Annotated in this window: 25 protein-coding genes and 2 tRNA genes; 13 read left to right on the top strand and 14 right to left on the bottom strand. The window is 60.3% G+C overall.

Annotation, left to right across the window (positions count from 1 at the left end; all coding sequences use genetic code 11):
• The first annotated feature begins 133 nt into the window (after nucleotides 1–133).
• Nucleotides 134–1,048, top strand: a complete 915-nt coding sequence (locus HMPREF2635_RS06760; protein ID WP_070821459.1) for a polysaccharide deacetylase family protein — start codon at nucleotides 134–136, stop codon at nucleotides 1,046–1,048.
• A gap of 227 nt (nucleotides 1,049–1,275) precedes the next feature.
• Here HMPREF2635_RS06760 and HMPREF2635_RS06755 read toward each other — a convergent pair whose 3' ends face one another.
• The 5 genes from HMPREF2635_RS06755 to gyrA form a co-directional block, all read right to left on the bottom strand.
• Nucleotides 1,276–3,045 carry a hypothetical protein gene (locus HMPREF2635_RS06755; protein WP_070821458.1) on the bottom strand — a complete coding sequence of 590 codons (1,770 nt, stop codon included), beginning with the start codon at nucleotides 3,043–3,045 and terminating at the stop codon, nucleotides 1,276–1,278.
• A 492-nt stretch (nucleotides 3,046–3,537) separates the two neighbouring features.
• Nucleotides 3,538–3,610 (bottom strand) — tRNA-Ala (locus tag HMPREF2635_RS06750).
• A 9-nt stretch (nucleotides 3,611–3,619) separates the two neighbouring features.
• Nucleotides 3,620–3,696, bottom strand: a tRNA-Ile gene (locus HMPREF2635_RS06745).
• A 101-nt stretch (nucleotides 3,697–3,797) separates the two neighbouring features.
• Nucleotides 3,798–4,145 carry a DUF3566 domain-containing protein gene (locus HMPREF2635_RS06740; protein WP_046648692.1) on the bottom strand — a complete coding sequence of 116 codons (348 nt, stop codon included), beginning with the start codon at nucleotides 4,143–4,145 and terminating at the stop codon, nucleotides 3,798–3,800.
• Nucleotides 4,146–4,148: 3 nt separating this feature from the next.
• A complete protein-coding gene (gene gyrA / locus HMPREF2635_RS06735; RefSeq protein WP_070821457.1) occupies nucleotides 4,149–6,749 on the bottom strand; it encodes a DNA gyrase subunit A in 2,601 nt (866 codons plus the stop codon).
• A gap of 79 nt (nucleotides 6,750–6,828) precedes the next feature.
• On the opposite strand from gyrA, the gene HMPREF2635_RS06730 reads away from it, so the two are divergent.
• The 4 genes from HMPREF2635_RS06730 to HMPREF2635_RS06715 are packed head-to-tail and all read left to right on the top strand — an operon-like array spanning nucleotide 6,829 to nucleotide 8,255.
• Entirely contained in the window at nucleotides 6,829–7,050 is a 222-nt protein-coding gene (locus tag HMPREF2635_RS06730; RefSeq protein WP_070754293.1) for a CopG family transcriptional regulator, read from the top strand.
• Complete coding sequence (locus HMPREF2635_RS06725; RefSeq protein WP_070517656.1) at nucleotides 7,047–7,307, top strand: cell filamentation protein Fic; 261 nt, start codon at nucleotides 7,047–7,049, stop codon at nucleotides 7,305–7,307. Before HMPREF2635_RS06730 ends, HMPREF2635_RS06725 begins: the two co-directional genes overlap by 4 nt.
• A gap of 50 nt (nucleotides 7,308–7,357) precedes the next feature.
• Nucleotides 7,358–7,798 carry a hypothetical protein gene (locus HMPREF2635_RS06720; RefSeq protein WP_070517655.1) on the top strand — a complete coding sequence of 147 codons (441 nt, stop codon included), beginning with the start codon at nucleotides 7,358–7,360 and terminating at the stop codon, nucleotides 7,796–7,798.
• Nucleotides 7,799–7,808: 10 nt separating this feature from the next.
• Nucleotides 7,809–8,255, top strand: a complete 447-nt coding sequence (locus tag HMPREF2635_RS06715) for a DUF6918 family protein (protein ID WP_070517654.1) — start codon at nucleotides 7,809–7,811, stop codon at nucleotides 8,253–8,255.
• A 115-nt stretch (nucleotides 8,256–8,370) separates the two neighbouring features.
• On the opposite strand, the gene gyrB is transcribed toward HMPREF2635_RS06715, so the two are convergent.
• The 5 genes from gyrB to dnaA form a co-directional block, all read right to left on the bottom strand.
• Nucleotides 8,371–10,419, bottom strand: a complete 2,049-nt coding sequence (gene gyrB / locus HMPREF2635_RS06710) for a DNA topoisomerase (ATP-hydrolyzing) subunit B (protein ID WP_070517653.1) — start codon at nucleotides 10,417–10,419, stop codon at nucleotides 8,371–8,373.
• 129 nt (nucleotides 10,420–10,548) lie between these two features.
• Complete coding sequence (locus tag HMPREF2635_RS06705; protein WP_070754292.1) at nucleotides 10,549–11,091, bottom strand: DciA family protein; 543 nt, start codon at nucleotides 11,089–11,091, stop codon at nucleotides 10,549–10,551.
• A complete protein-coding gene (gene recF, locus HMPREF2635_RS06700; protein WP_070821456.1) occupies nucleotides 11,084–12,262 on the bottom strand; it encodes a DNA replication/repair protein RecF in 1,179 nt (392 codons plus the stop codon). Before recF ends, HMPREF2635_RS06705 begins: the two co-directional genes overlap by 8 nt.
• A 5-nt stretch (nucleotides 12,263–12,267) precedes the next feature.
• On the bottom strand, nucleotides 12,268–13,449 hold the full coding sequence (dnaN, locus tag HMPREF2635_RS06695; RefSeq protein WP_070821455.1) for a DNA polymerase III subunit beta: 1,182 nt from the start codon (nucleotides 13,447–13,449) through the stop codon (nucleotides 12,268–12,270).
• Nucleotides 13,450–14,021: 572 nt separating this feature from the next.
• Entirely contained in the window at nucleotides 14,022–15,671 is a 1,650-nt protein-coding gene (gene dnaA, locus HMPREF2635_RS06690; protein WP_070821454.1) for a chromosomal replication initiator protein DnaA, read from the bottom strand.
• Nucleotides 15,672–16,467: 796 nt separating this feature from the next.
• Here dnaA and rpmH point away from each other — a divergent pair.
• From rpmH to HMPREF2635_RS06650, 8 genes are read left to right on the top strand one after another with little or no spacing between them, the layout of a single operon-like run.
• Nucleotides 16,468–16,611 carry a 50S ribosomal protein L34 gene (gene rpmH, locus HMPREF2635_RS06685; protein WP_003847033.1) on the top strand — a complete coding sequence of 48 codons (144 nt, stop codon included), beginning with the start codon at nucleotides 16,468–16,470 and terminating at the stop codon, nucleotides 16,609–16,611.
• 3 nt (nucleotides 16,612–16,614) lie between these two features.
• Nucleotides 16,615–16,983, top strand: a complete 369-nt coding sequence (gene rnpA, locus HMPREF2635_RS06680) for a ribonuclease P protein component (RefSeq protein ID WP_046648702.1) — start codon at nucleotides 16,615–16,617, stop codon at nucleotides 16,981–16,983.
• Nucleotides 16,971–17,249, top strand: a complete 279-nt coding sequence (gene yidD / locus HMPREF2635_RS06675) for a membrane protein insertion efficiency factor YidD (protein ID WP_175975006.1) — start codon at nucleotides 16,971–16,973, stop codon at nucleotides 17,247–17,249. Before rnpA ends, yidD begins: the two co-directional genes overlap by 13 nt.
• 9 nt (nucleotides 17,250–17,258) lie before the next feature.
• The gene (gene yidC / locus HMPREF2635_RS06670; RefSeq protein WP_070821453.1) at nucleotides 17,259–18,248 is read left to right on the top strand and encodes a membrane protein insertase YidC; all 990 of its coding nucleotides are present in this window, start codon (nucleotides 17,259–17,261) and stop codon (nucleotides 18,246–18,248) included.
• A gap of 23 nt (nucleotides 18,249–18,271) precedes the next feature.
• On the top strand, nucleotides 18,272–18,901 hold the full coding sequence (gene rsmG, locus HMPREF2635_RS06665; RefSeq protein ID WP_046648704.1) for a 16S rRNA (guanine(527)-N(7))-methyltransferase RsmG: 630 nt from the start codon (nucleotides 18,272–18,274) through the stop codon (nucleotides 18,899–18,901).
• Between the two features lie 10 nt (nucleotides 18,902–18,911).
• On the top strand, nucleotides 18,912–19,760 hold the full coding sequence (locus HMPREF2635_RS06660; protein ID WP_046648705.1) for a ParA family protein: 849 nt from the start codon (nucleotides 18,912–18,914) through the stop codon (nucleotides 19,758–19,760).
• Nucleotides 19,761–19,766: 6 nt separating this feature from the next.
• Entirely contained in the window at nucleotides 19,767–20,822 is a 1,056-nt protein-coding gene (locus HMPREF2635_RS06655) for a ParB/RepB/Spo0J family partition protein (RefSeq protein WP_070821452.1), read from the top strand.
• 6 nt (nucleotides 20,823–20,828) lie between these two features.
• Nucleotides 20,829–21,404: a hypothetical protein gene (locus HMPREF2635_RS06650; RefSeq protein WP_070821451.1), complete on the top strand. Its 576-nt coding sequence runs from the start codon at nucleotides 20,829–20,831 to the stop codon at nucleotides 21,402–21,404.
• A 158-nt stretch (nucleotides 21,405–21,562) separates the two neighbouring features.
• On the opposite strand, the gene HMPREF2635_RS06645 is transcribed toward HMPREF2635_RS06650, so the two are convergent.
• The 4 genes from HMPREF2635_RS06645 to HMPREF2635_RS06630 form a co-directional block, all read right to left on the bottom strand.
• Nucleotides 21,563–22,747 (bottom strand): N-acetylmuramoyl-L-alanine amidase, encoded by a 1,185-nt coding sequence (locus HMPREF2635_RS06645; protein WP_049155642.1) that lies wholly within the window; start codon nucleotides 22,745–22,747, stop codon nucleotides 21,563–21,565.
• 65 nt (nucleotides 22,748–22,812) lie between these two features.
• The gene (gene trxA / locus HMPREF2635_RS06640) at nucleotides 22,813–23,136 is read right to left on the bottom strand and encodes a thioredoxin (protein ID WP_046648711.1); all 324 of its coding nucleotides are present in this window, start codon (nucleotides 23,134–23,136) and stop codon (nucleotides 22,813–22,815) included.
• 7 nt (nucleotides 23,137–23,143) lie between these two features.
• Complete coding sequence (gene trxB / locus HMPREF2635_RS06635; RefSeq protein WP_049155640.1) at nucleotides 23,144–24,070, bottom strand: thioredoxin-disulfide reductase; 927 nt, start codon at nucleotides 24,068–24,070, stop codon at nucleotides 23,144–23,146.
• A 54-nt stretch (nucleotides 24,071–24,124) separates the two neighbouring features.
• A complete protein-coding gene (locus HMPREF2635_RS06630; protein ID WP_210384418.1) occupies nucleotides 24,125–24,700 on the bottom strand; it encodes an RNA polymerase sigma factor in 576 nt (191 codons plus the stop codon).
• Nucleotides 24,701–24,778: the final 78 nt, after the last annotated feature.

The following is a 24,778-nucleotide window of genomic DNA, read 5'->3' as shown; positions in this document are numbered from 1 at the left end:
AATAGTCCCGCCGTGCCGCGGTAACATTCATCACTTTAATTAACTCTCTTCTCTTTAGTTGCGTGTCACCTGAGAAAACAGCACGCGAAAGAGGGACAATGAGTCGTCTCTGAAACTTTAGTGGAAGGTCGTCATGCGCCGAATATTCCTCCGCTCCGTAGCCGCACTCACGTTGGCTGCCACCGTCACGGTCCCACAGCAGGCAACTGCCCAACAGCTTCCTGCACTGCCGCAGCCATCCATCCCGCAGCCAACGATTCCGACTGTGCAGGACATGCGCAAAGAAGTAGACCGCATTGAATACGAGGCCTACAAGGCCCTGCCCAAGGAGCTACAGGACAATCCAGTTTTCGCCGGGTCCTCACGCCCGGCGGCGACTCAGAGCGGCAAGCCACGAGCAGACAAGCCCGACCAGACTGAGAAGGCGAAATCCCAATCGATAGCGGACGACACCTGCTCCAATTGCGTAGCCATCACTTACGACGATGGCCCAGATGCATTGACGGGCCAGCTTCTCGACACCTTGAAGGCCAAGGACGCCCGCGCCAGCTTCATGGTCCTAGCTCCTCATGCTTATGCCCATCCCGACCTCCTTCGCCGCATGAAGGCGGAAGAGCACACCGTGGGCAACCACACCGACACACACCGCGAACTGAGCAAGCTTCCCGCGAATGAGGTTGACGCCGAAATCAAGGCCGGCGCAGCTGCCATCGAGGCAGCAACAGGCGAAAGCCCTCGTTGGGTGCGACCGCCCTATGGTGCAACAAACCAGACAGTCGCCAACGCGGCCAAGAACAACGGACACGCGCAAGCCCTATGGAGCGTTGACACCCTAGATTGGAAGGACCGCAACTCCGACCATGTTTGCTCAGCAGCCGTGGACGGCGCCCAAGCAGGCGACATCATTCTCATGCATGACATTCACGCCACGACTGTTGAGGCCGCCCCATGCGTTATTGACGGCCTCCGTGCCAAAGGGCTAGAGCCAGTATCGCTTGACACCCTGATCCCGAACTCACAACCTGGGCGCCAGTACCTCAAAAGGTAGACCACAAATAAGCAGCCCAAAACCAGCTCATGCCGTAGGACCAAGCTAAGACAATAGCTTGCTCTACGGCATTTTCATTGCGCGAGTCCGTCTGAAGTCGCAACTCGCCGTGTACCCTTTTCCGAGCTGGTGTCTGCCTAACAAGCCAAAAAGCACCCCACCAAATGGTGGGGTGCTTCCTAAGGTCTGGCTCCGTTAGGGGCGAAGCCGATTCAAGCTAGCTTGAATTAGAAGGGGAGCTTGATGTTCAGAGCCTTAGCAATTGCCGGGAAAGCAGCTGCGATTGCGGCCAGAACACCAGCGACGATGCCGAAGATAGCGAGCGGGGTCGGCTTGCCATCGTTGGACAGCTTGTCCTTGATGTCGGAGGACTTGTCGTCCTTGTTGTTGTCGCCGCCCTTGTTGTTGTCGGCGGAACCGTTGTCGCCGCCCTTGTTGCCGCCAGCCAGGTTCTCGAGGGCGTCAGCGATACGCTGACGGTCCTTAGCCTCCTGCTCAGCGCGCTCGCGCTCAGCCTTGGCCTGCTCCTCAGCAGCCTTGGAGTCAGCGATCTGCTTCTTAACACCGTTGTCAGCGTTCACAACCTCGCGGTAAGCCTCTTCGTACTCGAGGTTGTAGTTGTTCGGTCCGAACCAGAGCTGCTGTGCAGCAACCTTCATTGCCAGGTAGTCGAGGCGCTCCTGGTCAGTGTCGCCGTCCCAGACAGCAACCAGGGTGTTGCCCCACGGGCTCTCCGGGTTAGCGAAATCAGCCGGGATCTGCGGGGTCCAGATGCGGTTGCCGTCGAAGTTAGCCTCGTCGGAAGCCCAGGCCTTGAAGCCCTTGAAGTTGCGAACCTGCTCCTCGTAGACCTCCATGTTCTTCTGCTTAGCCTTGGAGACGATGCCGTTCTCGTGAGCGATGAGAGCAGCGTAAGCCTCACGCAGAGTCTGCTGCTTCTCGTTGACAACAACGGTGCCGTTCTCGTCGGACTCACGCAGCTCGAGGACGCGAGCGCCGATAGCGAACTCAGCCTCCATTGCGCGCAGGACGCGAACCTGTGCGTGTGCCTGGTCCAGGTAGCCCTGGCGAACCAGGATGTCGGTAGCCTGAGCGCCACGGGAAGCCTCGAGGGCAGCCTTGCGAGCCTCTTCCAGCTCAGCGCCGTCAGCCTTGAGCTGCTCGAGCAGCATCTCAGCGTCAGCGATCAGCTGCTTAAGGAGGGGCTCGTAGTCACGGGTGACGTAGCTATCCTCACCCTTGTCAGCACCGCGCCAGCCGATGTAGTCCAAGCGCTCCTTGTAGGTCTTGATGGTGTCCTCGAAGATCTTGATGTTCTTCGCCGGGGTCTTCTGGACAGACTCGAAGTTCTCCGGGTCAACCGGGCTGAGCTTCGGAGCCTCAAGCTTCGGGAGGCCGGTCTCGTCCTCGTCGTTGACCTTGTTACCTACCTGATCGTTCACCTTGTTCAGGTCGCTCTCCAGCAGACCGAGCTTGGACTCGTCCTTACCGTAGCGCTGGCCGCCAGCGGCGTTGGTAACGGTGTTGTTGTAGTCGAAGGCCTTCTCTTCGTAGTTAGCCCAAGCCTTGTCAGCACCCTTGTCGTTCTGCAGAGCGTAAGCTACGGAAGCGCGAGCGTCCTGAACGTTCTTCTCAGCCTGTGCGAGCTGCTTGGTAGCCTCGTTGGCAGCAGCCTGGTAAGCCTTGTGGTCTGCCTGCTCGGAGCGGTCAAGACCGTCGGTGTTAGCAGCAGCGGCAGCTTCGTAGAGCTCGCGGAACTGGTTGTTGTTGACGATGTAGTGGTCGGTTGCAGCTACGCGGTCGCGGAGCTCAGCCTCGGTGACGTTCTTAGCTTCTACATCCTTGGCCAGGGATGCGTCCGGCTCGTTGAAGCCGCCGCCCTGGATGTTGGAAGTGTTGGTGTCCTGAGCGAAAGCCGGGACTGCAACACCGGAGACACCGGTGGCAACTGCGATAGCACCTGCGAGAGCAGCGGTGCGAACACGGTTCTTGAACATGTAATTCCCCTATGAGAGTTGAGGTCGGACTGTGAAAATTATCTTACGATAACCGTCGTGTAGGGCGACGCTAGCAATCGTTCTTCATGAATGATCTTCACATTCTCAACGAGTAGTGCAGCTTTTGTCGCTGCAGCAAGATTATCGAAGTCTGGCGGGTCTTTCCAGTCAAACACAACTTATTTTTAAAGTTTTTCCAACCAGCTGGCGGCGATGCCTCGCATTTTTGCTGGTAGATGGCCTTCTTCTATACAGGAGTTGAAATTGAAACTATTTCGAACCTTTGTGACAGCTGTGAATGAACTACCCCTATCTGGGTAATAATTACACGAATGTCATTGCACTTGCTAGGGTGTCGGCCCAATTTTCACCCCTCACTCCCCCTGATACCTGGAACGGGTGGTTCCTGTGGGCCTTCGTGGGGCTTAAGTGGAAAAAGGAAAGACACCCAGCTTCGTTGTCGTCGCTGAGCGTCTTTCCTTATTTATATTGTGGAGCATAGGAGAATCGAACTCCTGACCTTCTGCTTGCAAAGCAGATGCTCTACCAATTGAGCTAATGCCCCATTGTTCCGTGGTGGGCCTAGCTGGAATCGAACCAGCGACCTCATCGTTATCAGCGATGCGCTCTAACCGACTGAGCTATAGGCCCTTGACCGGAACGAGTAGTTACTCTACATAGGACCGGCGATTTATTACAAATCGCCTGGTCATATGCAGTATTTGAAGCTGGTTTTACTTCACTTTGTATCGCTATTGATGCGGCTCATCTTGCAGGCGGATCTTGAATCCACCGAAGACGTCCACGATGGCGTTATATATAACAGCCATGAGCGGCGCCAGGATCGTCATCAGGACGGCGATGATGGCGCCGAACAGGGCGGCTGCAGAGACGACCAATCCGAAGGAGACCTCAAATCCGCCGCCGACACCGCCAACAAGGCTGTTGAGGGAATCCCAGATGCCCGCCTGGTCAAGGCCGATGTACAGCAGGCACACGGCGATGATCCAGGCCACGAGGCCGACGAGGGACATGGCCAAGCCAACGCGGAACGCCGACATGGGCGAAATCCGGGCTAGTTGAAGCTCTCGTCCAATCATGGGTTACTCCTCGTCCTTATCGGAGTCCTTGTCTTCGCCCTTGGTCGCATCCTTCGACTGCTTGGAGTCTTCTCCAAGCTTGAGGTGCTCGGGCTTGACGTCCTCAACGGACTTTTCACCCTTGGCAACTGCCTGGGCGTCTTCTTCGCCGTCGTCCTCAACGTTGCGGTCGATGGCCAGCAGCTCGACGTCGTCGGCCAGGTTGACCAAGCGCACGCCCATGGTGGCGCGGGAGCTCGGGCGAATCTGGTTGACTTCGGTGCGGACAACACCACCTGCAGAGGTGATGGCAAAGATCTCGTCGTCCTCGTCGACGGCGATTGCTGCAATGAGCTTGCCGCGCTTTGGCGTGTACTTGAAGGTCATCACGCCGAGGCCACCGCGGCCCTGCGGGGTGTACTCCTCAATGGCGGTGCGCTTGCCGTAACCGCCGGAGGTAGCTACCAGGAGGAACTGGCCGTCATTGACCACGGACATGGACAGCAGCTGGTCATCGCCGCGGAAGCGCATGCCCTTCACGCCGGCGGTAGCGCGGCCCATCGGGCGCAGCTGGTCATCGTCCGCGGTGAAGCGGATTGCCTGACCCTGCTCAGAGGTCAGCAGGATGTCATCGCCCTCGTTGACCAGCTGTGCACCGATCAGCGCATCGCCCTCATTGAGGTTGATGGCGATAAGCCCTGCGGAACGTGCGGACTCGTAGTCGGTCAGGCGGGACTTCTTCACGCGGCCCTGCTGGGTAGCAAGAACCAGGTATGGGGCGTCCTCGTAGGACTGGATCTGAATGACCTGGGCAATTTTCTCCTCTGGCTGGAACTCCAGCAGGTTAGCCACGTGCTGGCCACGAGCGGTGCGGCCCGCCTCCGGGAGTTCGTAGGCCTTGAGGCGGTAGACGCGGCCGAAGTTGGTGAAGAACAGGATCCAGTCGTGCGTGGAGCAGACGAAGAAGTTCTTGACAATATCGTCCTGCTTCAGCTCCGCGCCGCGCACGCCCTTGCCGCCGCGCTTCTGTGCCTTGTAAGCATCGACCTTGGTGCGCTTGGCGTAGCCAGTAGCGGTAATGGTGACCACGACGTTCTCGCGGGCGATGAGGTCCTCATCGCTGACGTCGCCGGAAGCGGCAACGATTTGGGTGCGGCGCTCATCGCCGTATTTTTCGACGATCTCCTCCAGCTCATCGTGGACGATCTGACGCTGGCGCTCCTCACGGGCCAGGATGTCCTTGAGGTCCGCGATGATCTCCTCGATCTCCGCCAACTCATCGATAATCTTCTGGCGCTCCAGCGCGGCCAGGCGGCGCAGCTGCATGGCAAGGATGGCATCGGCCTGGACATCGTCGACGTCAAGAAGCGCCTTCAGGCCCTCACGTGCCTCATCAACCGTGGGGGAACGGCGGATGAGCGCGATGACCTCATCGAGCATGTCGAGCGCCTTGACCAGACCGCGCAGAATGTGGGCGCGCTTTTCGGCTTCATCGAGGCGGAACTGGGTACGGCGGACGATTACCTCGATCTGGTGGGCCACGTAGTAGCTCAGCATCTGATCCAGGCGCAGGGTGCGCGGCACGCCATCCACGATGGAAAGCATGTTGGCGCCGAAGGAGGTCTGCAGCTGGGAGTGCTTGTACAGGTTATTAAGGACAACGCGTGCTACGGCGTCTCGCTTGAGGGTGACCACAATGCGCATACCCACGCGGTCAGAGGACTCGTCCTCGATCTTGGCGATTCCGGCGATCTTGCCGTTGACCACAGACTCCGCGATATTGGAGATCATGTTGTCCGGGTTGACCTGGTAGGGCAGCTCAGTGATAACGATGGTCTGGCGGTTGCCCACCTCCTCAATGGAGGTCACGCCGCGCATCCGGATGGAGCCGCGGCCGGTGGTGTAGGCATCCTTGATGCCCTGGTCACCTACGATGAGTCCCGCAGTCGGGAAATCCGGGCCCTTGACGCGCTCCATGCAAGCAGCCAAAGCTTCTTCCTCGGAAGCATTCGGGTTATCCAGCAACCAGTAGATGGCATCCGCCAACTCGTTAAGGTTGTGCGGCGGGATATTGGTGGCCATACCGACGGCGATACCGCCGGAGCCGTTCATCAGCAGGTTCGGAACGCGGGAGGGCAGAATCGTTGGTTCCTGCGTCTTGCCGTCGTAGTTCGGCGCGAAATCGACGGTGTTTTCGCGGATATCGCGGACCATCTCCATGGCCAGCGGCGTCATGCGGCACTCGGTGTAACGCATAGCTGCCGGGCCGTCATTACCGCGGGAGCCGAAGTTACCTTGGCCGTCGACCAGCGGGTAGCGCATGTTCCACGGCTGTGCAAGGCGCACGAGGGTGTCGTAGATGGCGATGTCACCGTGCGGGTGGAACTGACCCATCGTGTCCGAGACCGGGCGGGCGGACTTTACATAGCCACGGTCTGGGCGGTAGCCGGAGTCATACATGGCGTAGAGGATGCGGCGGTGAACCGGCTTGAGGCCGTCGCGCACCTCCGGCAGGGCGCGGCCGACGATGACGGACATGGCGTAGTCGATGTAGCTCGACTCCATCTCCTCATTGATGTCAATTGGTTGGATGCGATCGAAGAGATCACCGTTGTTATCACTCATAAGGCCCTATCGTACCGTTTAAGGACCTCTGAGGCTGTTTCTGGCGCAGTAGTGGTATCACAGTGATACCATTCCCACCATGGCTATGACACTGCGCCTGACCCCAGAGCAAGACCACGCGCTGACCTTATTGGCTTCCGCGCAAGGTACTTCCAAGCACGAGGCGGTGGTCCGCGCCGTCGTCGCGGCCGCCGCGCGGACCTTGTCGGATGCCGCCGTGCAAGACACCGCACGCAGGTTGTTGCCCGGGCGCTCGGAATTGGAGGCGGAGATCCGCCGGGCACGAGGGGTGCGTCAGTGAATGTTGAGCAGCTGGTCTTAATTGCACGGGAGTTCTGCCGGGTATATCGCGTACGGATTACTGACTTCGCCGCCTTGGCTGCGGCAGCTGCCGCGAGCACGGCCTCCGTCGAGGGGATTGCAGTGCATGGCAGCCGCGCTGCAGCGGCACAGTCGCTGGAGAAGGTTTTGTGCTCAGTGCCCGCGTTGAGCGGAAAGAATGAAGAATTCGCGCGATTGTGCGCGCAGGTCTATCTTTCTGTTGCAGAAGTTATGTAAGTTAAACGTGATAAAGAAGTCTCTATTCCCTTCTGAGAAAGGAATTCCCTATGTCCTCCATGTCCTTGAAGAAGTTCCTCGCCGCCGGCGTTGTGGCTACCACCCTCACCACTGCCGTAGCCCCCGCCGCGAGCGCTACGACCGCCGATAATAACTGGCCCACCAACCCCGACTTCCAGCAGGGCGAAGCCGGCTCCTCCCTTACCGGCTCCACGCCCATCGACATGACGCTCATCATCGGCGGTTCCATTGCTGCTGCGATGGCGCTGCTCAAGCTCGTCGTGGATAACAACCCTGCTCTACGCGCCCAAGCCGATGAATTCGCCGCGCAGATCGGCATGGCAGGCTCCTCCGGTTCGTCCGAGCACAACCGCCTCTACGAGGGTGGTCTCGACTTCGACCTCGAGCGCCTGGCCCGCACCAATGGTTTCCCAGAGATTGCTGACCAGATTGCCGCGCTCAAGGCAGGCTCCAGCGCCCCGGCACAGTAAGCTCGCCTGTATGACAAACCTCTCCCAACTCCTCCAGTCCCCTACCCGCAACGCCGTGGTGGCGGACTTGTCCACGGCAGCAGATGACGCCGTAGCATCGCTGACTGGTATCACCGGCATGGCCTTCAAGGGCGCCCTAGTGGCCGCAAAGAAGGCGGATTCCAAGGTTCTGTCCAAGGGAATCAACCAGATGCTGCCGGAGCTGCTCAACACCCTGGATTCCTACTGGAAGGAATTTGAAGGCTCTGAGCAGTCCGATTTCGGCACCTACCTCGACGGACGCAGCGGCGAAGTTACCGAGGCCATCATGGCTGCAGCTGATAGGGCCGCCAAGGACATTAAGGCCCCCGGCATCGCGCGCACCTACAAGTCGCTGCGCGGCAAGGCCTCCTCCATCTTGGAGCCCAACGTGGCAACCATCGGCCGTGTTCTGCAGCGCCACATGGATACCGTATAAGTGGATTAACTCTCCGTGCCGTAGGCACCGACAAAAAAGACCAGCACCTCTTTCTGAGGGCTGGTCTTTTTCTTGCTTTCTCTTGTTCCCCTGTGGGCTCGTGCTTTGAGACGTCTTAGACGTCGAGGAAACGAACGTCCTTCGCGCGGCGAGTAATGAAGGAGCGGCGGGCGGCCACGTCATCACCCATGAGGATGGAGAAGAGCTCATCGGCGCGCTGCGCATCTTCGAGGTCCACGCGGCGCAGGACGCGGGTCGTCGGATCCAGGGTGGTCTCCCAGAGCTCGGAGGCGTTCATCTCACCCAGACCCTTGTAGCGCTGGATGCCGTCGTCCTTGTTGATCTTGCGTCCCTGCTCCAAGCCTTCGGCAAGCAGCTTGTCACGCTCAGCATCGGAGAAGGCGTAGCCCGGCTGGCCCTTGCCCCACTTCAGCTTGTACAGCGGCGGATTCGCCAGGTACACGTGACCATCCTCGACCAGCTGCGGCATGAAGCGGAAGAGCAGGGTCAGAAGCAGCGTGGCGATGTGCTGGCCGTCCACGTCGGCATCGGCCATGAGCACGATCTTGTCGTAGCGCAGCTTGGAAATATCGAACTCTTCGTGGATACCGGTGCCCAGGGCGGTGATGATGGCCTGGACCTCAGCGTTCTTGAGAACCTTGTCCATGCGGGCCTTTTCCACGTTGAGGATCTTGCCGCGCAGCGGCAGGATGGCCTGGAACATGGAATCGCGGCCGCCCTTCGCGGAACCACCTGCGGAGTCACCCTCCACGATGTAAAGCTCAGAAAGCTTCGAATCCTTGGAGCGGCAATCCGCCAGCTTGCCGGGCAGGCCACCGAGGTCGCCGGCGGACTTACGACGCACCAACTCACGTGCCTTACGCGCGGCTACGCGGGCGTGTGCGGAGGACACGGCCTTGTTGATAATGACCTTGGCCTCAGCCGGGTTGGCGTCGAACCAATCGTTGAGGTGCTCGTTGACAGAGCGCTGGACAAAGCCACGGATCTCCGAGTTACCGAGTTTGGTCTTGGTCTGGCCCTCGAACTGCGGATCCGCCACCTTCACGGAAATAACGGCAGCAAGGCCTTCACGGCAGTCATCGCCGGAGAGGTTGCCATCCTTTTCCTTGAGGAGCTTGTGCTCCTTGGCGTAGCGGTTCATCAGGGTGGTCAGAGCCGCGCGGAAGCCTTCCTCGTGCGTGCCGCCTTCGTGAGTGTTAATGGTGTTGGCGAAAGTGTGGACGGACTGCTTGTAGCCCTGGTTCCACTGCAGCGCTATTTCCACCTCATGGTCCTCACCCTTAACGTCGAAGGCAACGATGGTGGGGTGGATGGCGGACTTATTCTTGTTGAGGTGCGCAACGTAGTCCTGCAGACCGTTCGGGTAGTGGTAGGTGACTTCCTTCTTCTTCTTGGAAGTCTTGCCCTCGCCGTCCTCGCCCTCCTGGCCGGCTTCGTCCTTGTTATCCAGGGAGCTCAGGCTGACGGCGGAATCGCCGGCCTCGGCGATCTCCTCGAGCTCGGCCTGCTCCTTGGAGATGGCGCGCTCGTCACGCAGAACAATGGTCAGACCCTTGTTCAGGAAGGCCATCTCCTGCAGGCGGCGAGCGATGGTGTCGTAGTTAAACTCGACGGTTTCAAAGATCTCCGGGTCCGGCCAGAAGCGGATGGTGGTGCCGGTGCCGCGGGCATTATCGCCCTCCACCAGCTCATCGGGGATAGCGTTGTTGAAGTTCTGGTACCAGTGCTTGCCATCGCGTTTGATGTCCGCCTCGACGCGGGTGGACAGGGCGTTGACCACGGAGATACCCACGCCGTGCAGACCACCGGACACGGCATAAGATTCAGAGTCGAACTTACCGCCGGCATGCAGCTGGGTCATAACCACCTGGACGGTAGGGATACCGGAGGCGTGCATTTCGACCGGGATACCACGGCCGTTATCGATGACCTCGATGCCCCCGTCCTCACGGAGGGTGACAATGACCTTGTCGGCATAGCCCGCCATTGCCTCATCGACGGAGTTGTCGACGATCTCCCAGATCAGGTGGTGCAGGCCGCGGGCACCGGTGGAACCGATGTACATACCGGGGCGCTTACGGACGGCCTCAAGGCCCTCCAGAATCGTAATTGACCCCGCATCATATGCGTGTTGTTCAGCCACGGATTCGTGTACTCCTTTTGGCTAGAGCTAAATCTAAGACTTTAGCCATTCTACACTGTGTCCCCCCACGCAAGGACAGTGCACGCCCGTGAGAGCCCCAAATTTGCGTGAATTTCGCGATCGCCCCGATCAGCCGTACGTATCCTGTGAGCCTTGCGGCTTGACCCATTGGCGGCCCTCATAGTTGCGGTGCTGCTTAGGCCCTTGAATGTGGAGCTTAACCACCACGTCCGGACCTAGGCGGTCGGCGATCTTCTGCAAGATGGGCCGCTGCAGGTAGCGCAGCTCGGTGGCCCAGCTGGAGGAATCGCACGCCACGTAAACAACCTGCTCCTTGATGTTCTGCGGCTGGGTATGCGCGGCGATGCGCTCGCCCACGAGGTTTTCCCAATTGCCCATGACCCAGCCATGAGCTAATTCGTGCTCCCAGCCGCGCTTGCCAATCTCGCGTTGGATCTGCGCGCCCAGGCTAGGGATCTCGAGGCTCCGGCGCCGGCGGCGACCGTCGGGGCCGCTGGGACGCCCGCGCCGAAAAGGCTTCGGCTGCTGGTCATTCGATGTAGCCGCCAGGTTCATCTTGGGGGCCGGTTTATTGAGCTTCGGCGGATTTTTCGACGTGTTTCGGGTGCGCTCAAAGAGCGCTTTGACCGGATCAAATTCCTGCTCAGTCATCGCTTTCACCGCCCGCATCGTACGGTGCGACCTCTGATACCCGGCCCTCGTCGGTATCGCGCACGCTGACGGTGAAGCGCTCAATGGGCTGCAGGTTGCCGGGCAAATCCTCATCCACCGCCGCGGTGATGAGTACCTGTTCCGCACCTGTGGCGAGATGGACGAGCTTCTCGCGGCGCTTGGCATCGAGCTCAGCAAAGACATCGTCAAGGATGAGGATCGGATCCGTGCCATCCTGGCGCAGCAGGTTGAACTCCGCTAGGCGCAAGGAGATGGCATAAGACCAAGTCTCACCGTGGCTGGCAAAACCCTTAGCAGGCCTCGTCCCCAGGTTGAGAATGAGGTCATCGCGGTGCGGGCCGACGAGCGAGATGCCACGCTCGATCTCGCGCTGGCGTTTATTTGCTAGCTCGGTGAGCATCATGGCCTCGATAACCTCGCGGTCGGAGGTATCCACCGTGGACTTGTACTCGATGGCCGCCGGGCGCGATTCCGGGGCCAGGCCGGCATAGGCGGCGGGGATGAGCTCGCGGAGTTCGTCGACAAGCGCCAGGCGTGCCTGGATCACCTTCGCGCCGAGCGAAGACAACTGCGTATCCCACACGTCGAGGGTTGCCAGCGCTGAGGCGCCGTCGCTGTCGTTGTAGCCGCGGCGCAGGCTCGGTGACGCCGACTTCAACAGCGCGTTGCGCTGCTTGAGCACCTTGTCATAGTCGGCCTTGATACCCGCCAGGCGCGGAGTGCGGGAGGCAATGATGTCATCCAAATACTGGCGGCGCGTTGCCGGTTCGCCCCGCACGAGAGATAAATCCTCCGGGGAAAAGAGCACGGTTTGCACCACGCCGAGCAGCTCCCGCGGGGATTTCAGGCGCGTGCGGTTGATCTGTGCCTGGTTAGCTGCATGGGGTTTGATGAGCAGGTGCGCGGTGAGCTCGCGCCCCTGGTTGACCGCCGTGGCGGAAATGCGGGCGTTGGTTGCGCCGTGGCGCACGAGGGGGGCGTCGTGGGCGACGCGGTGCGAGGACAGGTGGGCAACATAGCCGATGGCTTCGACGATATTGGTCTTGCCAAAACCGTTGCGGCCGATAAAAAGGGTAATCCCCGGTTGCAGCCTGAGAGTGAGCTCGGGCCAGGAGCGAAAGTCCCTGACATCGAGATCGCGAATAAACATATGGCCTAGCCCGGCAAGCGCACTGGCATCAGCAGGTAGGTGAAGTCAGTCTCCGGGGTGGGGAAAGAGCCATCCTCGTTGGCCTCCGGCAGCTCCTCCGGCTCCGGAATCATAATCGCCGGGCGCGAGGGCTCGGTAAAGCCGAAGACCACGCGGTCCGTGTGGACCACGGCCAAACCATCCTTGAGGTAGGACGGGTTAAACGCAATGACGAAGTTGTCGCGGCCGTTGAAAGCACAGGGCAGGGACTCGCTTGCGCGGCCGGAATCGGCGCCGGCGGCCAAGGTCACTTCACCTTCGCTGAACTCCATGCGGATCTGAGCGTTGCGGTCCGTCAGCAGGGATACGCGGCGGATGGCTTCCTGCAGCGGTGCGACCTCAATGCTGGCCATGGCCGTGTGGGTCTTCGGCAGCAGGGGTGCCACATTCGGGAAATCTGCATCGAGCATGCGCGTGGTGGTCTCGCGGTTATCGGCATGCAGGCCGAATAAACCTTCCGCAGCGATGTTCTCACCCGTGCCTACGGCGATCTCCACTGGGATGTTGAGGTGTGTGTCGAGGGAGCGGCCGGTCTCCTGCAGCGTCTTGGCCGGGACCAAGAGCTTGGCCTCCACGTCGGGGGATACCGGATCCCACTCGAAGGTGCGCATGGCCAGGCGGAAGCGGTCCGTCGCCGTCATCTGCACGTGGGAGCCATTGATATCGATGTGCACGCCGGTGAGCATGGGCAGGGTGTCATCCTTGCCGGCAGCGGCGACAACTTGGCTGATGGCTTCCACGAAAAGCTGCGGGTTGATCGTGCCGGTGACCTCCGGAAGGACCGGCAACTGCGGGTAATCATCCAGCGGGATGAGCGGCAGCTCGAAGCGGGAGGAACCACAAACCAGGAGAACCTTGTTGTCCTCCTGGGTCATCTCAATTTCCTTGTTGGGCAAGGAAGCCACGATGTCGGAGAGCAATCTACCGGCCACGGCGATGCGGCCCGGCTCATCGACCATGCCGGCGATGCGCACGCGAGTCGACACCTCGTAGTCGAAGCCCGTGAATTCCAAACCATTGTCATCCGCGGTGATCAGCATGGCGCGCAGTACTGGTTGGGTGACCTTCGAAGGAAGGCTGCGCGCGACCCACGCTACGGCGTTAGCGAGATCATCTTTGGCAACGCGAAATGACACGGACTGCTCCATGATGGTGAGACGCTCCTCTAGTTCCGGATGGAAGATTCTTGCAAGCTCACTCCAACTTACAGGATCAGCACCGAACCACAGGAGTTTTGTCATTCGCCTCTTCGGCCCTCGATGAGACCGTGCGGCCAGGCTGGGCGCCGGCGAATCACACACATCCTTTTTCTTCTTAGTTAGGGAGAAAACAAAATAGGAGTAGTAATAAGCGCTGTGGGATCTGTGGACAACCCAGCAAAGGCCAAGCTCTCAGCCGCGAACCGATCTGTGAGTGAGGGTGTGGGATCACTGTGATCAAATGACAAGAAATGTGAGTAACTCGGTCGGGGCCGAAGTTATCCACAATCCATCCCCAGATCTATCGCCGCTGATCACAGGGTTGCTCACAAGGCTGAAGAGGCTGCTGATCTGCTGTGGAAGAAGAAAACGTGACGAGGATCTACAAATTACAACAGTGAAATTACACAGCTGTGAATAACTATGTGGATAAGTCTTCACCGATCAAAAAGACGCCCCGGCCCACGCCCGCGCGGAGGTTGTGCGGGGTGGGAGGGGACGTCGCCAAGCGCTGCGTGGTGCTAACGCTGGTTGTGGTTCTTCACGCGCTGGGTCAGCGCCTGGATCTCGTCGTAGGTGTTGCGGTTTTCTGTCATTTCCTTGCGGATCTTGCGGTCGGCATAGATGACGGTGGTGTGGTCCTTGCCGCCGAACTGATCACCGATCTTCGGCAGGGACAGTTCGGTGAGCTCGCGGCACAGGTACATCGCCAGCTGGCGGGCGTGGGCGACGGCGCGCTTCTTACCGGAACCGCGCAGGGTGTCCACGTCGATGTTGAAGTAGTCCGCCGTGACCTCGATGATGGCCGCCGCGGTGATCTGGCGATCGGCAGAATCAGGAGCCAAATCGTGCAGGGCAATCTCCGCCATCTCCAAGCTGATTGGTTCATTGACCAGGGAAGAATACGCAGAAACACGGATGAGCGCGCCCTCGAGCTCGCGAATTGATGATTCGAAGCGGGAGGCGATGAGCTCGAGTACCGAGCGATCGACGTCTGTGCCGTCCGCAGAAGCCTTCTTCATGAGGATGGCGATGCGCGTTTCCAGGTCTGGCGGCTGAATATCCGTAATCAGACCACCCTCGAAACGGGTGCGGAGGCGATCCTCCAGGGTCGTCAGCTGCTTCGGCGGGCGGTCGGAAGACAAAATGATCTGCTTGTTGGCCTGGTGCAGGGCATTGAAGGTGTGGAAGAACTCTTCCTGCGTGGATTCCTTGCCTTCCAAGAACTGAATGTCATCGACCATGAGGATGTCCAGGTTGCGGTAGCGGCGCTTGAAGGATTCCTGGCGGTCATCACGCAGCGAGTTGATGTAATCGTTGGTGAATTCCTCCGAGGACACATATTTCACCCGCAGGCCCGGGTGCAGGACCTGGGCGTAATTGCCGGCCGCGTGCAACAGGTGCGTCTTGCCCAGCCCGGAGCCGCCCCAAATGAACAGTGGGTTATAGGCGCGGGCGGGGTTTTCGGCCACGGCCACGGCGGCACCGTTGGCAAAACGGTTGGAGGACCCGATGACGAAGTTTTCAAAAGTGTGCTTCGGGTTGAGAGATTTTTCGTGGTTTGGGTTGTGCGCGGGTTCCTCGCGCGGAATGCGCGCGCCGGCTGCCTCCGAGTAGTCCGGGTAGCCGCTGGGAGCGGTGTGTTGCTGTTCGCTGTAGTGCTGCGCCAACTCATCCAGGCTGGCCGGGGAATGCGCGGCATCCCACGAGCGCGGCTGATGATGAGCGGGTTGGGCCGACTGGGCCGGTTGGGCCGGTGGCGTGGGCGGCATGGCTTGCTGGAAAGACTGAGCCTGGTGGCCCATGCCGTACTCCGGTGCCTCGGTCTGAATGGGGCGCTGAGGGGCGGGAGCTTCGGTCTCTTCCTGCGGAGCAGGCTGCGGGGGCGCGGCAATGGTCACAGCCAAGGAACACGGCCGGCCCATGTGCTGCGACAGAGCGCGGGTGATGTACTCCCCCAGCTCAGTCTCAATAACACTCTTGGCATTCTCGTGCGGGGCGGCGATCAACGCGTAGCCATCCCCGATCATGATGGGCTCTACGAGCTGGAGGTTGAGGCGTTGGCTGTGGGTGAAGTTGGGAACGTCCGAGTTCGGTTGTTCGGACTGTGCCAGCAAATCACTGACCACAGCTTTCCAGCTGGCCCTTAGGGCTGCTTGCGGATCAGACAAAACGCCTACCTTCTGTGTGCTTCACGGCCACGCGGTGCCGGCGGGTGGGGCCGGCCACAGCTACTTACGTGCCTGAAAGAGAGGCTTCAGGGCCGCAGTATGTACTGCGTGAACGTGGGTTGGATCGGGGACGGATGGACGGATGAGGAAGAGACGGGGATGCGGAAATTCCAATTTCTTGTGATTTCCACCGGGGATTCCACACGATGTTTTAGTGTGTAACCTCGGATTCCACAAAGTTATCCACAGGTGTGAATAGGTGGTTTATCCACAGCCTATCTCATGGCTGTGGATAACTTTACATCGGCTCCTTAATGCAGTTGACCTGCTCAAATAGCAAAAGTCTCAAGTCATGATTGAGAGTTATCCACACCCTGTGGGCGGCTGTGGAATTAGATTCCTCAGTTGTACCGCGTTATGGGGATGCTGTCTAACGCACTTCTTTGCACGCCTGGCGCGACCGCGGCTCGACCGCGCCACGGTCGGTGGGAGGAGGCGTTGACCGCGCAGCATGTGGGTGAAAAGTGGCGCTCTAGCTGCGGATAAAAACATCCTTGTAATTTCGGGGACACCCAGTGTGTCGATTTGTTTAGCGCGCTACCTGTCACGTAACCTGTGATGGTCTATCGCAACAGTGCATGGTGCACATGTTGCATGTGGGAATGCCTCGCCACGCCTCATGGCGCTTCAAGTGCGAAGCCTCATCCCCACGTACACCATTCATCAGTGGATGTTTAAGCCTGAGCGCCGGCGGCGCTGGGCTGTGCCATCCACCAACAACTTCAAGGAGTTAATCGTGGCAAAGGGTAAGCGTACCTTCCAGCCGAACAACCGTCGTCGCGCTCGCAAGCACGGCTTCCGTACCCGCATGAGCACCCGCGCCGGCCGCGCTATCGTCGCCGCTCGTCGCAAGAAGGGTCGCGCTAAGCTCACCGCTTAATTCATGCTTCCAGCCCAGCACAAGCTCACGTCCCCGAGGCAGTTTCGGCGGACCATCAAGGGCGGGCGCCGGGCGGGCACGCGCACTGCCGTCGTGCATTTGCGCTTTAATGACGGTGAAGACGACATCGCGGCCACTGGGCCGCGGTTCGGCCTCATTGTGTCGAAAGCCGTCGGGAATGCCGTGGTTCGCCACCGCACCTCCCGGCGGCTTCGTCATGTGTGCATGTCGCTCATGCGCGATGGAGTCAACGGGAAAGCTTTACCCGCCAATGTCGACATCGTTATTCGTGCGCTGCCCGCCAGCAGCGAGGCCACCAGCCAGCGTCTTGAGCGTGATATCCGCAAAGCGTTAAGCACATGGGATATCTGAACTCCCAAGGCCAAGAGATCCCCGAAGCCCGCGGGTTCGGCAGGGTCTTGGTTTACGGGGTGCGCTTCTACCAAAAGCATGTGTCAGGCCTTAAGATGGTCTCCACCTGTCGTTTTGAACCGACGTGCAGTGCCTATGCCCTCGAAGCCATCTCCATCCATGGAGCCTTCAAGGGAACGGGCATGGCGCTCGCCAGGTTATGCAAGTGCGGTCCCTGGCACCCGGGTGGGTTTGATCCGGTACCGACCAAACAACAACTGAGGTAAACAACTCTCGTGCTTAATTTCATCTATTGGCCAATTTCAGCCGTCTTGTGGTTCTGGCATTGGCTCTTGAGCTTCGTCCTCGATTCCGCATGGGGCGGAACCTGGATCATCGCCATCGTCCTGCTGACGTGGACGCTCAAGGCCATCATGGTCAAGCCGACCATCACCCAGCTGCGCTCTTCACGCAAGATGCAGGAGATCCAGCCGCAAATCCAAGAGCTGCGCACCAAGTACGCCAATGACCAGACCAAGGCGGCGCAGGAGATGCAGCGCATCTACAAGGAAGCCGGCGTGCGTCCCGTGGCGGGCTGCCTGCCCATGTTCGCGCAGATCCCCATGTTCATTGGTCTCTTCCACGTGCTGCGTTCCTTCGACCGTACTGTGGCCGTCGCCGGTGGTATCGGGCACCCGGCCGGTGAGGCGATGTCAGAGGAAATGAACGCCTCCATCGCCAACTACATCTTCAAGCCCGAGCTGGTGAAGCAGTTCGTGGATGCGAAGATCTTCGGCGTGCCGCTGGTGGCCAACCTGGGCCTGAACTCCGGTCTGGAGATCGTTAAGGAAACCACCACCATGCAGGCGGCCGTTATTATCGTGCCGCTCATCGCCATCATTGCGGTGCTCACGCACTTCAACGCCCGCATGTCCCTCAACCGCCAGGAGGCACGCCGCGCCGCCGGCAAGACCGCTACCCCGCAGGGCCAGAACGCGGAAATGATGCAGCAGCAGATGGCCATGATGAACAAGATGATGCTGTGGTTCATGCCGGCCATGCTGGTCTTCTCCGGCTTCATTTGGCCCATCGGTCTGCTCTTCTACATGCTGGCTAACACCGTGTGGACCTTCTTCCAGACTCGCATCGTCTACGCCAAGATGGACCGCGAGGAAGAAGAAGAGGCAGCCGCCAAGGCTGAGCTCAAGCGCACCTCCGCGCCGAAGCCGGGTGCACGCAAGAAGGACAATCGCTCCAAGAAGCAGCGCCGCAAGAACAATAACTAGAAATTAACCCAGGAGTTTTCACAGTGACTGAATCTGTGTCCGACACTGTGCCACTGGACCCGTCTGACGTCTTCGGATCGCGTCTGCCGCTCGCGCAGAAGTATCACGATTCGCTCGCCACGGACGGGTCCACTCGTGGTTTTATTGGCCCCCGCGAGGTCCCGCGCCTGTGGGAACGCCACCTCATCAACTGTGCCGTGGTCGCGGAGGTGATGCCGCAGGGCGCCACGCTTATCGACGTCGGCAGTGGCGCCGGCCTGCCCGGCATCCCGCTTGCCATCGCGCGCCCTGACCTGAAGATCACTCTCATCGAGCCGTTGCTCAAGCGCTCGACCTACCTCAACGAGGTCGTCGACCTGCTGGGTCTGGATAACGTCACCGTCATCCGCGGCCGCGCCGAGGAAGGCCCCGTGAAAAAGCAGGTGCAGGGCGCCGACATCGTGACCTCCCGCGCGGTGGCCCCGCTGGGCAAGCTGGCCAAGTGGTCCTTGCCGCTGGTGCGTAAAGGCGGCGAGATGATCGCTCTCAAGGGCTCCTCAGTGCATGAGGAGCTGGAGCGCGACGCTGCCGATATCAAGCGCGCGGGTGGCGGAAAAGCCGAGGTCATGACCATCCACGGCACCACGATTATCCGTGTCCCGCGCGTGAACTAAAGTAGACGGCATGACTCATCCTCGTCTTATCACCATCGCGAACCAGAAAGGTGGCGTGGGTAAAACCACCTCCGCCGTCAACCTTGCCGCCGCGCTCGCTGAGGCCGGCAAGAAGGTCTTGGTGATCGACTTGGACCCGCAGGGCAACGCCTCCACCGCGGTAGGCGCGGAGCATACCTCCGGCACCAAATCCAGCTATGAGGTCCTTTTGGGTGACTGCAGCGCGGACGAAGCAATGCAGCACTGCCCCGACGATGAGAACCTCTACTGCATCCCGGCCACCATTGATCTGGCCGGCGCTGAGATCGAAATGGTTTCTCTGGTCCGCCGCGAGTTCCGCCTTTATGACGCCCTGCACAACGGTTTTCTTGAGGAGCACGGCTTCGACTACGTCTTCATCGACTGCCCGCCCTCCCTGGGCCTGCTCACCATCAATGCGATGACGTGTGCGGAGGAAGTCATCATCCCCATCCAGTGCGAGTACTACGCGCTGGAGGGCGTGGGCCAGCTGTTGGGCAATATCTCGATGATTCGAGAGCACCTCAACGAGGACCTCCATATCTCCGGCGTGCTGCTCACCATGTTCGATGCCCGCACCAAGCTGGCTGAGCAGGTGGCCAACGAGGTGCGTGAGCAATTCGGCGCCGTCGTTTTGGGCAACGTCATCCCGCGTTCCGTGCGCGTTTCGGAGGCGCCGGGCTATGGTAAGACGGTTATCGCTTATGACCCGTCGTCGACAGGCGCCCGCGCCTACTCCGCCGCCGCACGCGAGCTGGACAAGCGCGGAGACTACACGCCGCACCCCACCACGGGTGCCATCGGCGTGAGCCCAGAGATTTTCGCGGAATTGGAAGGATAGGACACCATGGCAGATAAGAAGGCAGACCGGAAGCCGGAGCAGCGCCAGGGCGGACTAGGCAAGGGACTGGCCGCTCTCATTCCGTCTGGCCCGGGTGCTCCCTCCCGCAAGCCGCGTCTTGGGGATTCGGCGGCTGACATTATCCTCGGCGCTTCGACCGGCGGGGCTCAGGGCTCTGCGGCAAAGAAGGTGCAGGGTGCGCCGACCATCCAGCAGTCCACTGGCTCGAAGAAGCGGCAGGCGAAACCTTCGGTGATTGGTGCGACGTACCGGGAGATCTCCGTCGGGGACATCATGCCCAACCCGAAGCAGCCGCGTTCTGTCTTCGACGAAGATGAGTTGGCGGAGCTGGTCCACTCCATCAAGGAGTTTGGCCTGCTGCAGCCGGTCGTTGTGCGCCCCGCCGAGGAGGGCGGCTTCGAGCTCATCATGGGTGAGCGCCGCTGGCGCGCCTCCTCCAAGGCGGGCCTGGCCACCATCCCGGCTATTGTGCGCGATACCAAGGATGATGATCTGCTGCGGGATGCGCTTTTGGAGAACATCCACCGCGTGCAGCTCAACCCGCTGGAAGAGGCCCACGCCTACCAGCAGCTGCTGGAGGAATTCGGCGTGACCCAGAACGAGCTGGCTGATCGCATCGGCCGCTCCCGCCCGCAGGTCACCAACATGATTCGCCTACTGAAGCTGCCAGTCAGCGTGCAGAAGCGCGTCGCCGCTGGCACCTTGTCCGGTGGCCATGCCCGCGCGCTGCTGGGTCTGCCGGATGCCGAGGCCATGGAGCTCATTGCGAATCGCATCGTGGCTGAGGGCCTGTCCGTGCGCGCCACGGAGGAAGCCGTCACCCTATACAAGCGCGACGGCAAGCCGGCCGAGCCAAGCAAGAAGCCTGCCGCCCCGCAGCCGCAGTTCTTTACCGATTCCGCTGAACGTCTGGCCGATCGCTTTGACACCAAGGTCACCGTCACCATGGGCAAGCGCAAGGGCAAGATGGTCGTCGAATTCGGCGACCAGGAAGACTTCGAGCGCATTCTGGCCCTCATTGAGGGCAAGGAAAGCAGCTAGCTGACCATGCTTGTCCAAGCCGTCAAGGAAGGTGTTGCCATCAACCCCTTGGCGGCCCGATCCATCTTCTGGGAGCTGAAGACCACGGTCGCTGATCCGGCTTTCGAGAAGGAAGCATGGATCAGCTCCACGCTGCTGCGCTGCGGCGAGTGCGGTTTTACCGTGGGTGATGAAGCCACCGTGTTCTTCTGCCCGCCCGATCTTGCCCCCGGTGCCGCCAAGCTGCCCACCTCCCCTGTTTCGGAGGACGCGGTGCTGGTGTCCTCCCTGTTCGTGAAGTCGCACCGTGCGGCGAAGGGCCTCGAGGCAGTGCTTCTCGACGCCACCATCATGCATCTCACCTCCCGCGAAGCCAGCGCCGTTGAGGCCTTTGGTTACCGTGATGCCCGCGCCGCCGAGAATCTTTTGCGGGATAAGCCCGGCCGTATCGGCCTACTACCGGTAGAAACGCTGGAATCCGCCGGTTTCAGGGTGGAGCGCGATCACCCCATCACGCCGCGCCTGCGCCTCGAGCTGCCGCCTGCCTTCGATCTGCTGACCGCAGCCGCCGTGGAAGACCTCCTCGCCCGCGCCTTGGCCTAGATACAGGATGGTTCTAGTAAGAAGGTTCTACTCAAACGGTTCTGTTGGGGGCAAGGGAACCTTTTGGAAAGTCCTAGAAGGTTTGTTTGGGGGCAAGGAAACCGTTTGACTGGAACCATTTGAGGGGAACCGTCTGGGACGGCACCCCCTAGGCTCCATTAGGAAGAGCGCTCCGCGCGCAGGAGCTCGTCGAAGCGGTACGTGCCGGTCACGGCGGTGTCGTCGTCGAGGAGGTAGAGGCGCTTGACGGAGACGACGATGGCCTCGGCGATGTCATCGCGGCACTCTGGGTTAGTCAGAATCGCCACGTCCTTCGGGCTGGTCAGGTAACCCAGAACTACCTGCACCACCGGCATCTGCGTCAAGCGCAGCAGCGCCCACGTGCGGCCGTGGTTGCGGCAGTTGCCCAGCTCGGTACGGGCAACGATTTCGCGCTGGATGAAGCCGGAGAGCGTCTCCCCAATGAGGGAGGAATTGCCGGACTCAGAACCGAAGTAGAAGGTGGCTACGCCATTGGCTTTTTCCGTGGGGTACTCATCGCAGGCGAGTGAAATGACCAAGTCAGCGCCAAAGGCATTGGCAATGTCGGCGCGATCGTGGATGGAGGGATCATCGGTACGCGGGCGGGAGATGATGGTCTCCATGCCGGCGGCAATCATGCGGCCGGCAACACGCTCGGCCAGATCCCAGAGGATCTCTTCTTCCGTGATGTCGCCATAGCGGCCCCTGACCGTGCGGCCCTTGTTGAAGCCGCCGAGGCTGGGGTCGATCACCACGCGCTTGCCCGCCAGCTTGGGCCCCGCGTTGCGCACGCGCTCGCGCTCTTGGATATTGTGCGCCGAGCCGCCCGTGATCCGCCGACCCAGCAGATTGAGCGCGTTGATGGTGGCCGGGCCGCAAATGCCATCGCTGCGCAGGCCGGAGTTCAGTTGGTATTCCGCCAGCGCCGCGTAGGTGCGGGCCCCAAAATGGCCATCGATGCGTTCTTGGTAGAAGCCGAGTTCCTGGAGCTGTTGCTGCAGCTGGGATACATCATCTCCCACCTGCACGTTGCCCGGTTCATAAGCCAGTACCCGCGCGCCTAAGGTGTAGGAAGCCTGACGCAGCTCACGCAAAGTAAGGTCATCAATATCGCCGCTGGGCACGATGCCGCGGGATTGCTGGAAGGCTTTGAGCACTTGCGCCAGCTCGTTATCAAAGTACTTATCGGCTTCGGAATACTTCTGCTTCTTCCAGTCGGACAAGGTCCCCTGGTAGTCAGTCATCAGGCCGAGGCGGGCAAGGGTTGCGCGTGCTTCGGCGACCCGAACGCTCTGGTCACCTACACGTAAAACGCGGTTCACACCTACCCCTTTCGTGATCAAGGAGGCGCACCTTAGTGCGCCGTCAACGAGTTAAAGACTACCAGTTAGAGCTGCTTCTTTACCTGTGCCACGATGTCGGCCTTAGAACGCAGGCCAACGAACTCATCGACCTTCTCGCCGTTCTTGAAAATCAGGACGGAGGGAATGGACATGATCTGGAACATGGCACCCAAAGTGCGCTCTTCATCCACGTTGACCTTGACCACGGAGACGTCATCACCGAGCTCCTCGGCGACCTCCTCGAGGATCGGGGACAGCTTCTTGCACGGCCCACACCATTCGGCCCAGAAGTCCACGACGACGGGCTTGCCTGCCTCCACGACGTCGGCGCGGAAGGAATCAGTAGTGACGTTTTTAATGTTGCTCATGTGATCACTAACGGTTCTCGGCGAGGAAATGTTCCGCATCAATGGCCGCGCGGCAGCCGGAGCCCGCAGCGGTGATGGCCTGCTGGTAGTGGTCATCCACCAAGTCACCACAGGCAAAGACACCTGGCAGCGAGGTCTTGGTGGACGGCTGCTCTACCACCACGTAGCCAGCTTCATCGGTCTCTACCTGGCCGTTAAGGAAGCCGGAGCGCGGATCGTGGCCAATGGCCACGAACATGGCGGTCAGGTCGAGTTCACTGGTCTCACCGGTCAGCACGTTTTTTACCTCGAGGGCACCGACCTTGCCATCCTTCTCCAGGACGCGCTCGACGGTGGTGTTGGTCAGCCACTTAATCTTTGGATTGTCCTTGGCGCGCTCCAGCATGATCTTGGAGGCGCGGAAGTTCTCCGAGCGGTGAATAATGGTGACGGTCTCGGCGAACTTGGTGAGGAAGGTAGCCTCCTCCATGGCGGAATCGCCGCCGCCGACGACGGCGATGTTGTGGTCCTTGAAGAAGAAGCCATCGCAGGTGGCACATGCGGACACGCCGCGGCCGGTCAGCTCCGATTCGCCCGGAATACCCAGGTAGCGCGGAGCGGCACCGGTAGCGAGGATGACAGCACGGGCTTCATAAACCTCGTCGCCCACGTGCAGCTTCTTCACCTCGCCTTCGAGCTCGACGGAATCTACGACTTCCATGCGCAGGTCGGCACCGAAGCGGATGGCCTGGGCGCGCATCTCTTCCATGAGCTCAGGGCCCATGATTCCCTTCTGGAAGCCCGGGTAGTTCTCTACCTCGGTGGTGTTCATGAGTTCGCCACCGTATTCAAAGCCCTCGAAGACGATGGGATTGAGCTCGGCGCGTGCTGCGTAGAGCGCTGCGGTGTAGCCGGCGGGGCCGGAGCCGACGATGGCGACATCGTGGATAGTCACTAAAAACTCCCTTGAAACGATAATTTTTAAGTAAGACTCAGATTCTACTCGCCCTCAGTCTATCGCCGCACGCAACACTTGCCGAGCCCGGGCTCGGCGCGACTTCACCGTGCCCGGCGCAACCCCCTGCACCTTGGCCACGGTATCGATGGGATAGCCAGCCACGTCGGTGAGGTACAGCGCCTCGCGCTGGTCCTCGCGCAAGGTTTCCATCGCTTGGGCCACCGTGATGCGTTCCGCCAGGTTTTCGCTGGGGTTGTGTGCGAGCGCATAGTTGCGGTCATCCTCAATGATCTCCGCATCCAGGGATGCGTTCTCTCGGTTCGATCGGTGGTTGAGGAAGTCATAGCCGGAGTTCATCACCAGCCGGTGCAGCCACGTACTCAGGGTGGCGTCGTGCCGGTAGGAGGCCATGTTGCAGCTGGCCTTGAGCAGCGCCTCCTGCACGATGTCCTGCGCATCATCATCGTTGCGCGTGTAGCGTCGCGCCATGGCGGTCAGGCGCGCGCGGTGCTTCTCGACGATTGCCGAAAAGGCCTTAGTATCTCCGCCAATGAAGGCGTCGACGAGTTCACGATCGGTCGGCTGTGCTGACAAGAAGAATCCCCCCGGAAACTTGAGCAATGACATTTGGGTCAACACAGCCCCCAGCCGAAGCCGATGGTTTGTGATTGTCCCCCCGTTAATGTGTCTGCGAGTTTACGGGAA

Origin of the sequence: Corynebacterium sp. HMSC035E02, from assembly GCF_001836065.1 — a bacterium.
GTDB lineage: Bacteria > Actinomycetota > Actinomycetes > Mycobacteriales > Mycobacteriaceae > Corynebacterium > Corynebacterium hiratae.
The sequence above is the reverse complement of the archived record's forward strand: the minus strand, read 5'-3'. Positions and strand labels throughout refer to the sequence as shown.

Bases quoted from the DNA above. Each gene is read 5' to 3' on its own strand.
- dnaN (WP_070821455.1), bottom strand. From the start codon at position 13,449: ATGGAGCAGTCCGTGTCATTTCGCGTTGCCAAAGATGATCTCGCTAAC.
- HMPREF2635_RS06660 (WP_046648705.1), top strand. From the start codon at position 18,912: ATGACTCATCCTCGTCTTATCACCATCGCGAACCAGAAAGGTGGCGTG.
- HMPREF2635_RS06715 (WP_070517654.1), top strand. From the start codon at position 7,809: ATGACAAACCTCTCCCAACTCCTCCAGTCCCCTACCCGCAACGCCGTG.
- HMPREF2635_RS06760 (WP_070821459.1), top strand. From the start codon at position 134: ATGCGCCGAATATTCCTCCGCTCCGTAGCCGCACTCACGTTGGCTGCC.
- gyrA (WP_070821457.1), bottom strand. From the start codon at position 6,749: ATGAGTGATAACAACGGTGATCTCTTCGATCGCATCCAACCAATTGAC.
- HMPREF2635_RS06730 (WP_070754293.1), top strand. From the start codon at position 6,829: ATGGCTATGACACTGCGCCTGACCCCAGAGCAAGACCACGCGCTGACC.
- rnpA (WP_046648702.1), top strand. From the start codon at position 16,615: ATGCTTCCAGCCCAGCACAAGCTCACGTCCCCGAGGCAGTTTCGGCGG.
- recF (WP_070821456.1), bottom strand. From the start codon at position 12,262: ATGTTTATTCGCGATCTCGATGTCAGGGACTTTCGCTCCTGGCCCGAG.
- HMPREF2635_RS06655 (WP_070821452.1), top strand. From the start codon at position 19,767: ATGGCAGATAAGAAGGCAGACCGGAAGCCGGAGCAGCGCCAGGGCGGA.
- trxA (WP_046648711.1), bottom strand. From the start codon at position 23,136: ATGAGCAACATTAAAAACGTCACTACTGATTCCTTCCGCGCCGACGTC.
- HMPREF2635_RS06740 (WP_046648692.1), bottom strand. From the start codon at position 4,145: ATGATTGGACGAGAGCTTCAACTAGCCCGGATTTCGCCCATGTCGGCG.
- yidD (WP_175975006.1), top strand. From the start codon at position 16,971: ATGGGATATCTGAACTCCCAAGGCCAAGAGATCCCCGAAGCCCGCGGG.
- HMPREF2635_RS06755 (WP_070821458.1), bottom strand. From the start codon at position 3,045: ATGTTCAAGAACCGTGTTCGCACCGCTGCTCTCGCAGGTGCTATCGCA.
- HMPREF2635_RS06630 (WP_210384418.1), bottom strand. From the start codon at position 24,700: ATGTCATTGCTCAAGTTTCCGGGGGGATTCTTCTTGTCAGCACAGCCG.
- HMPREF2635_RS06705 (WP_070754292.1), bottom strand. From the start codon at position 11,091: ATGACTGAGCAGGAATTTGATCCGGTCAAAGCGCTCTTTGAGCGCACC.
- HMPREF2635_RS06720 (WP_070517655.1), top strand. From the start codon at position 7,358: ATGTCCTCCATGTCCTTGAAGAAGTTCCTCGCCGCCGGCGTTGTGGCT.
- HMPREF2635_RS06650 (WP_070821451.1), top strand. From the start codon at position 20,829: ATGCTTGTCCAAGCCGTCAAGGAAGGTGTTGCCATCAACCCCTTGGCG.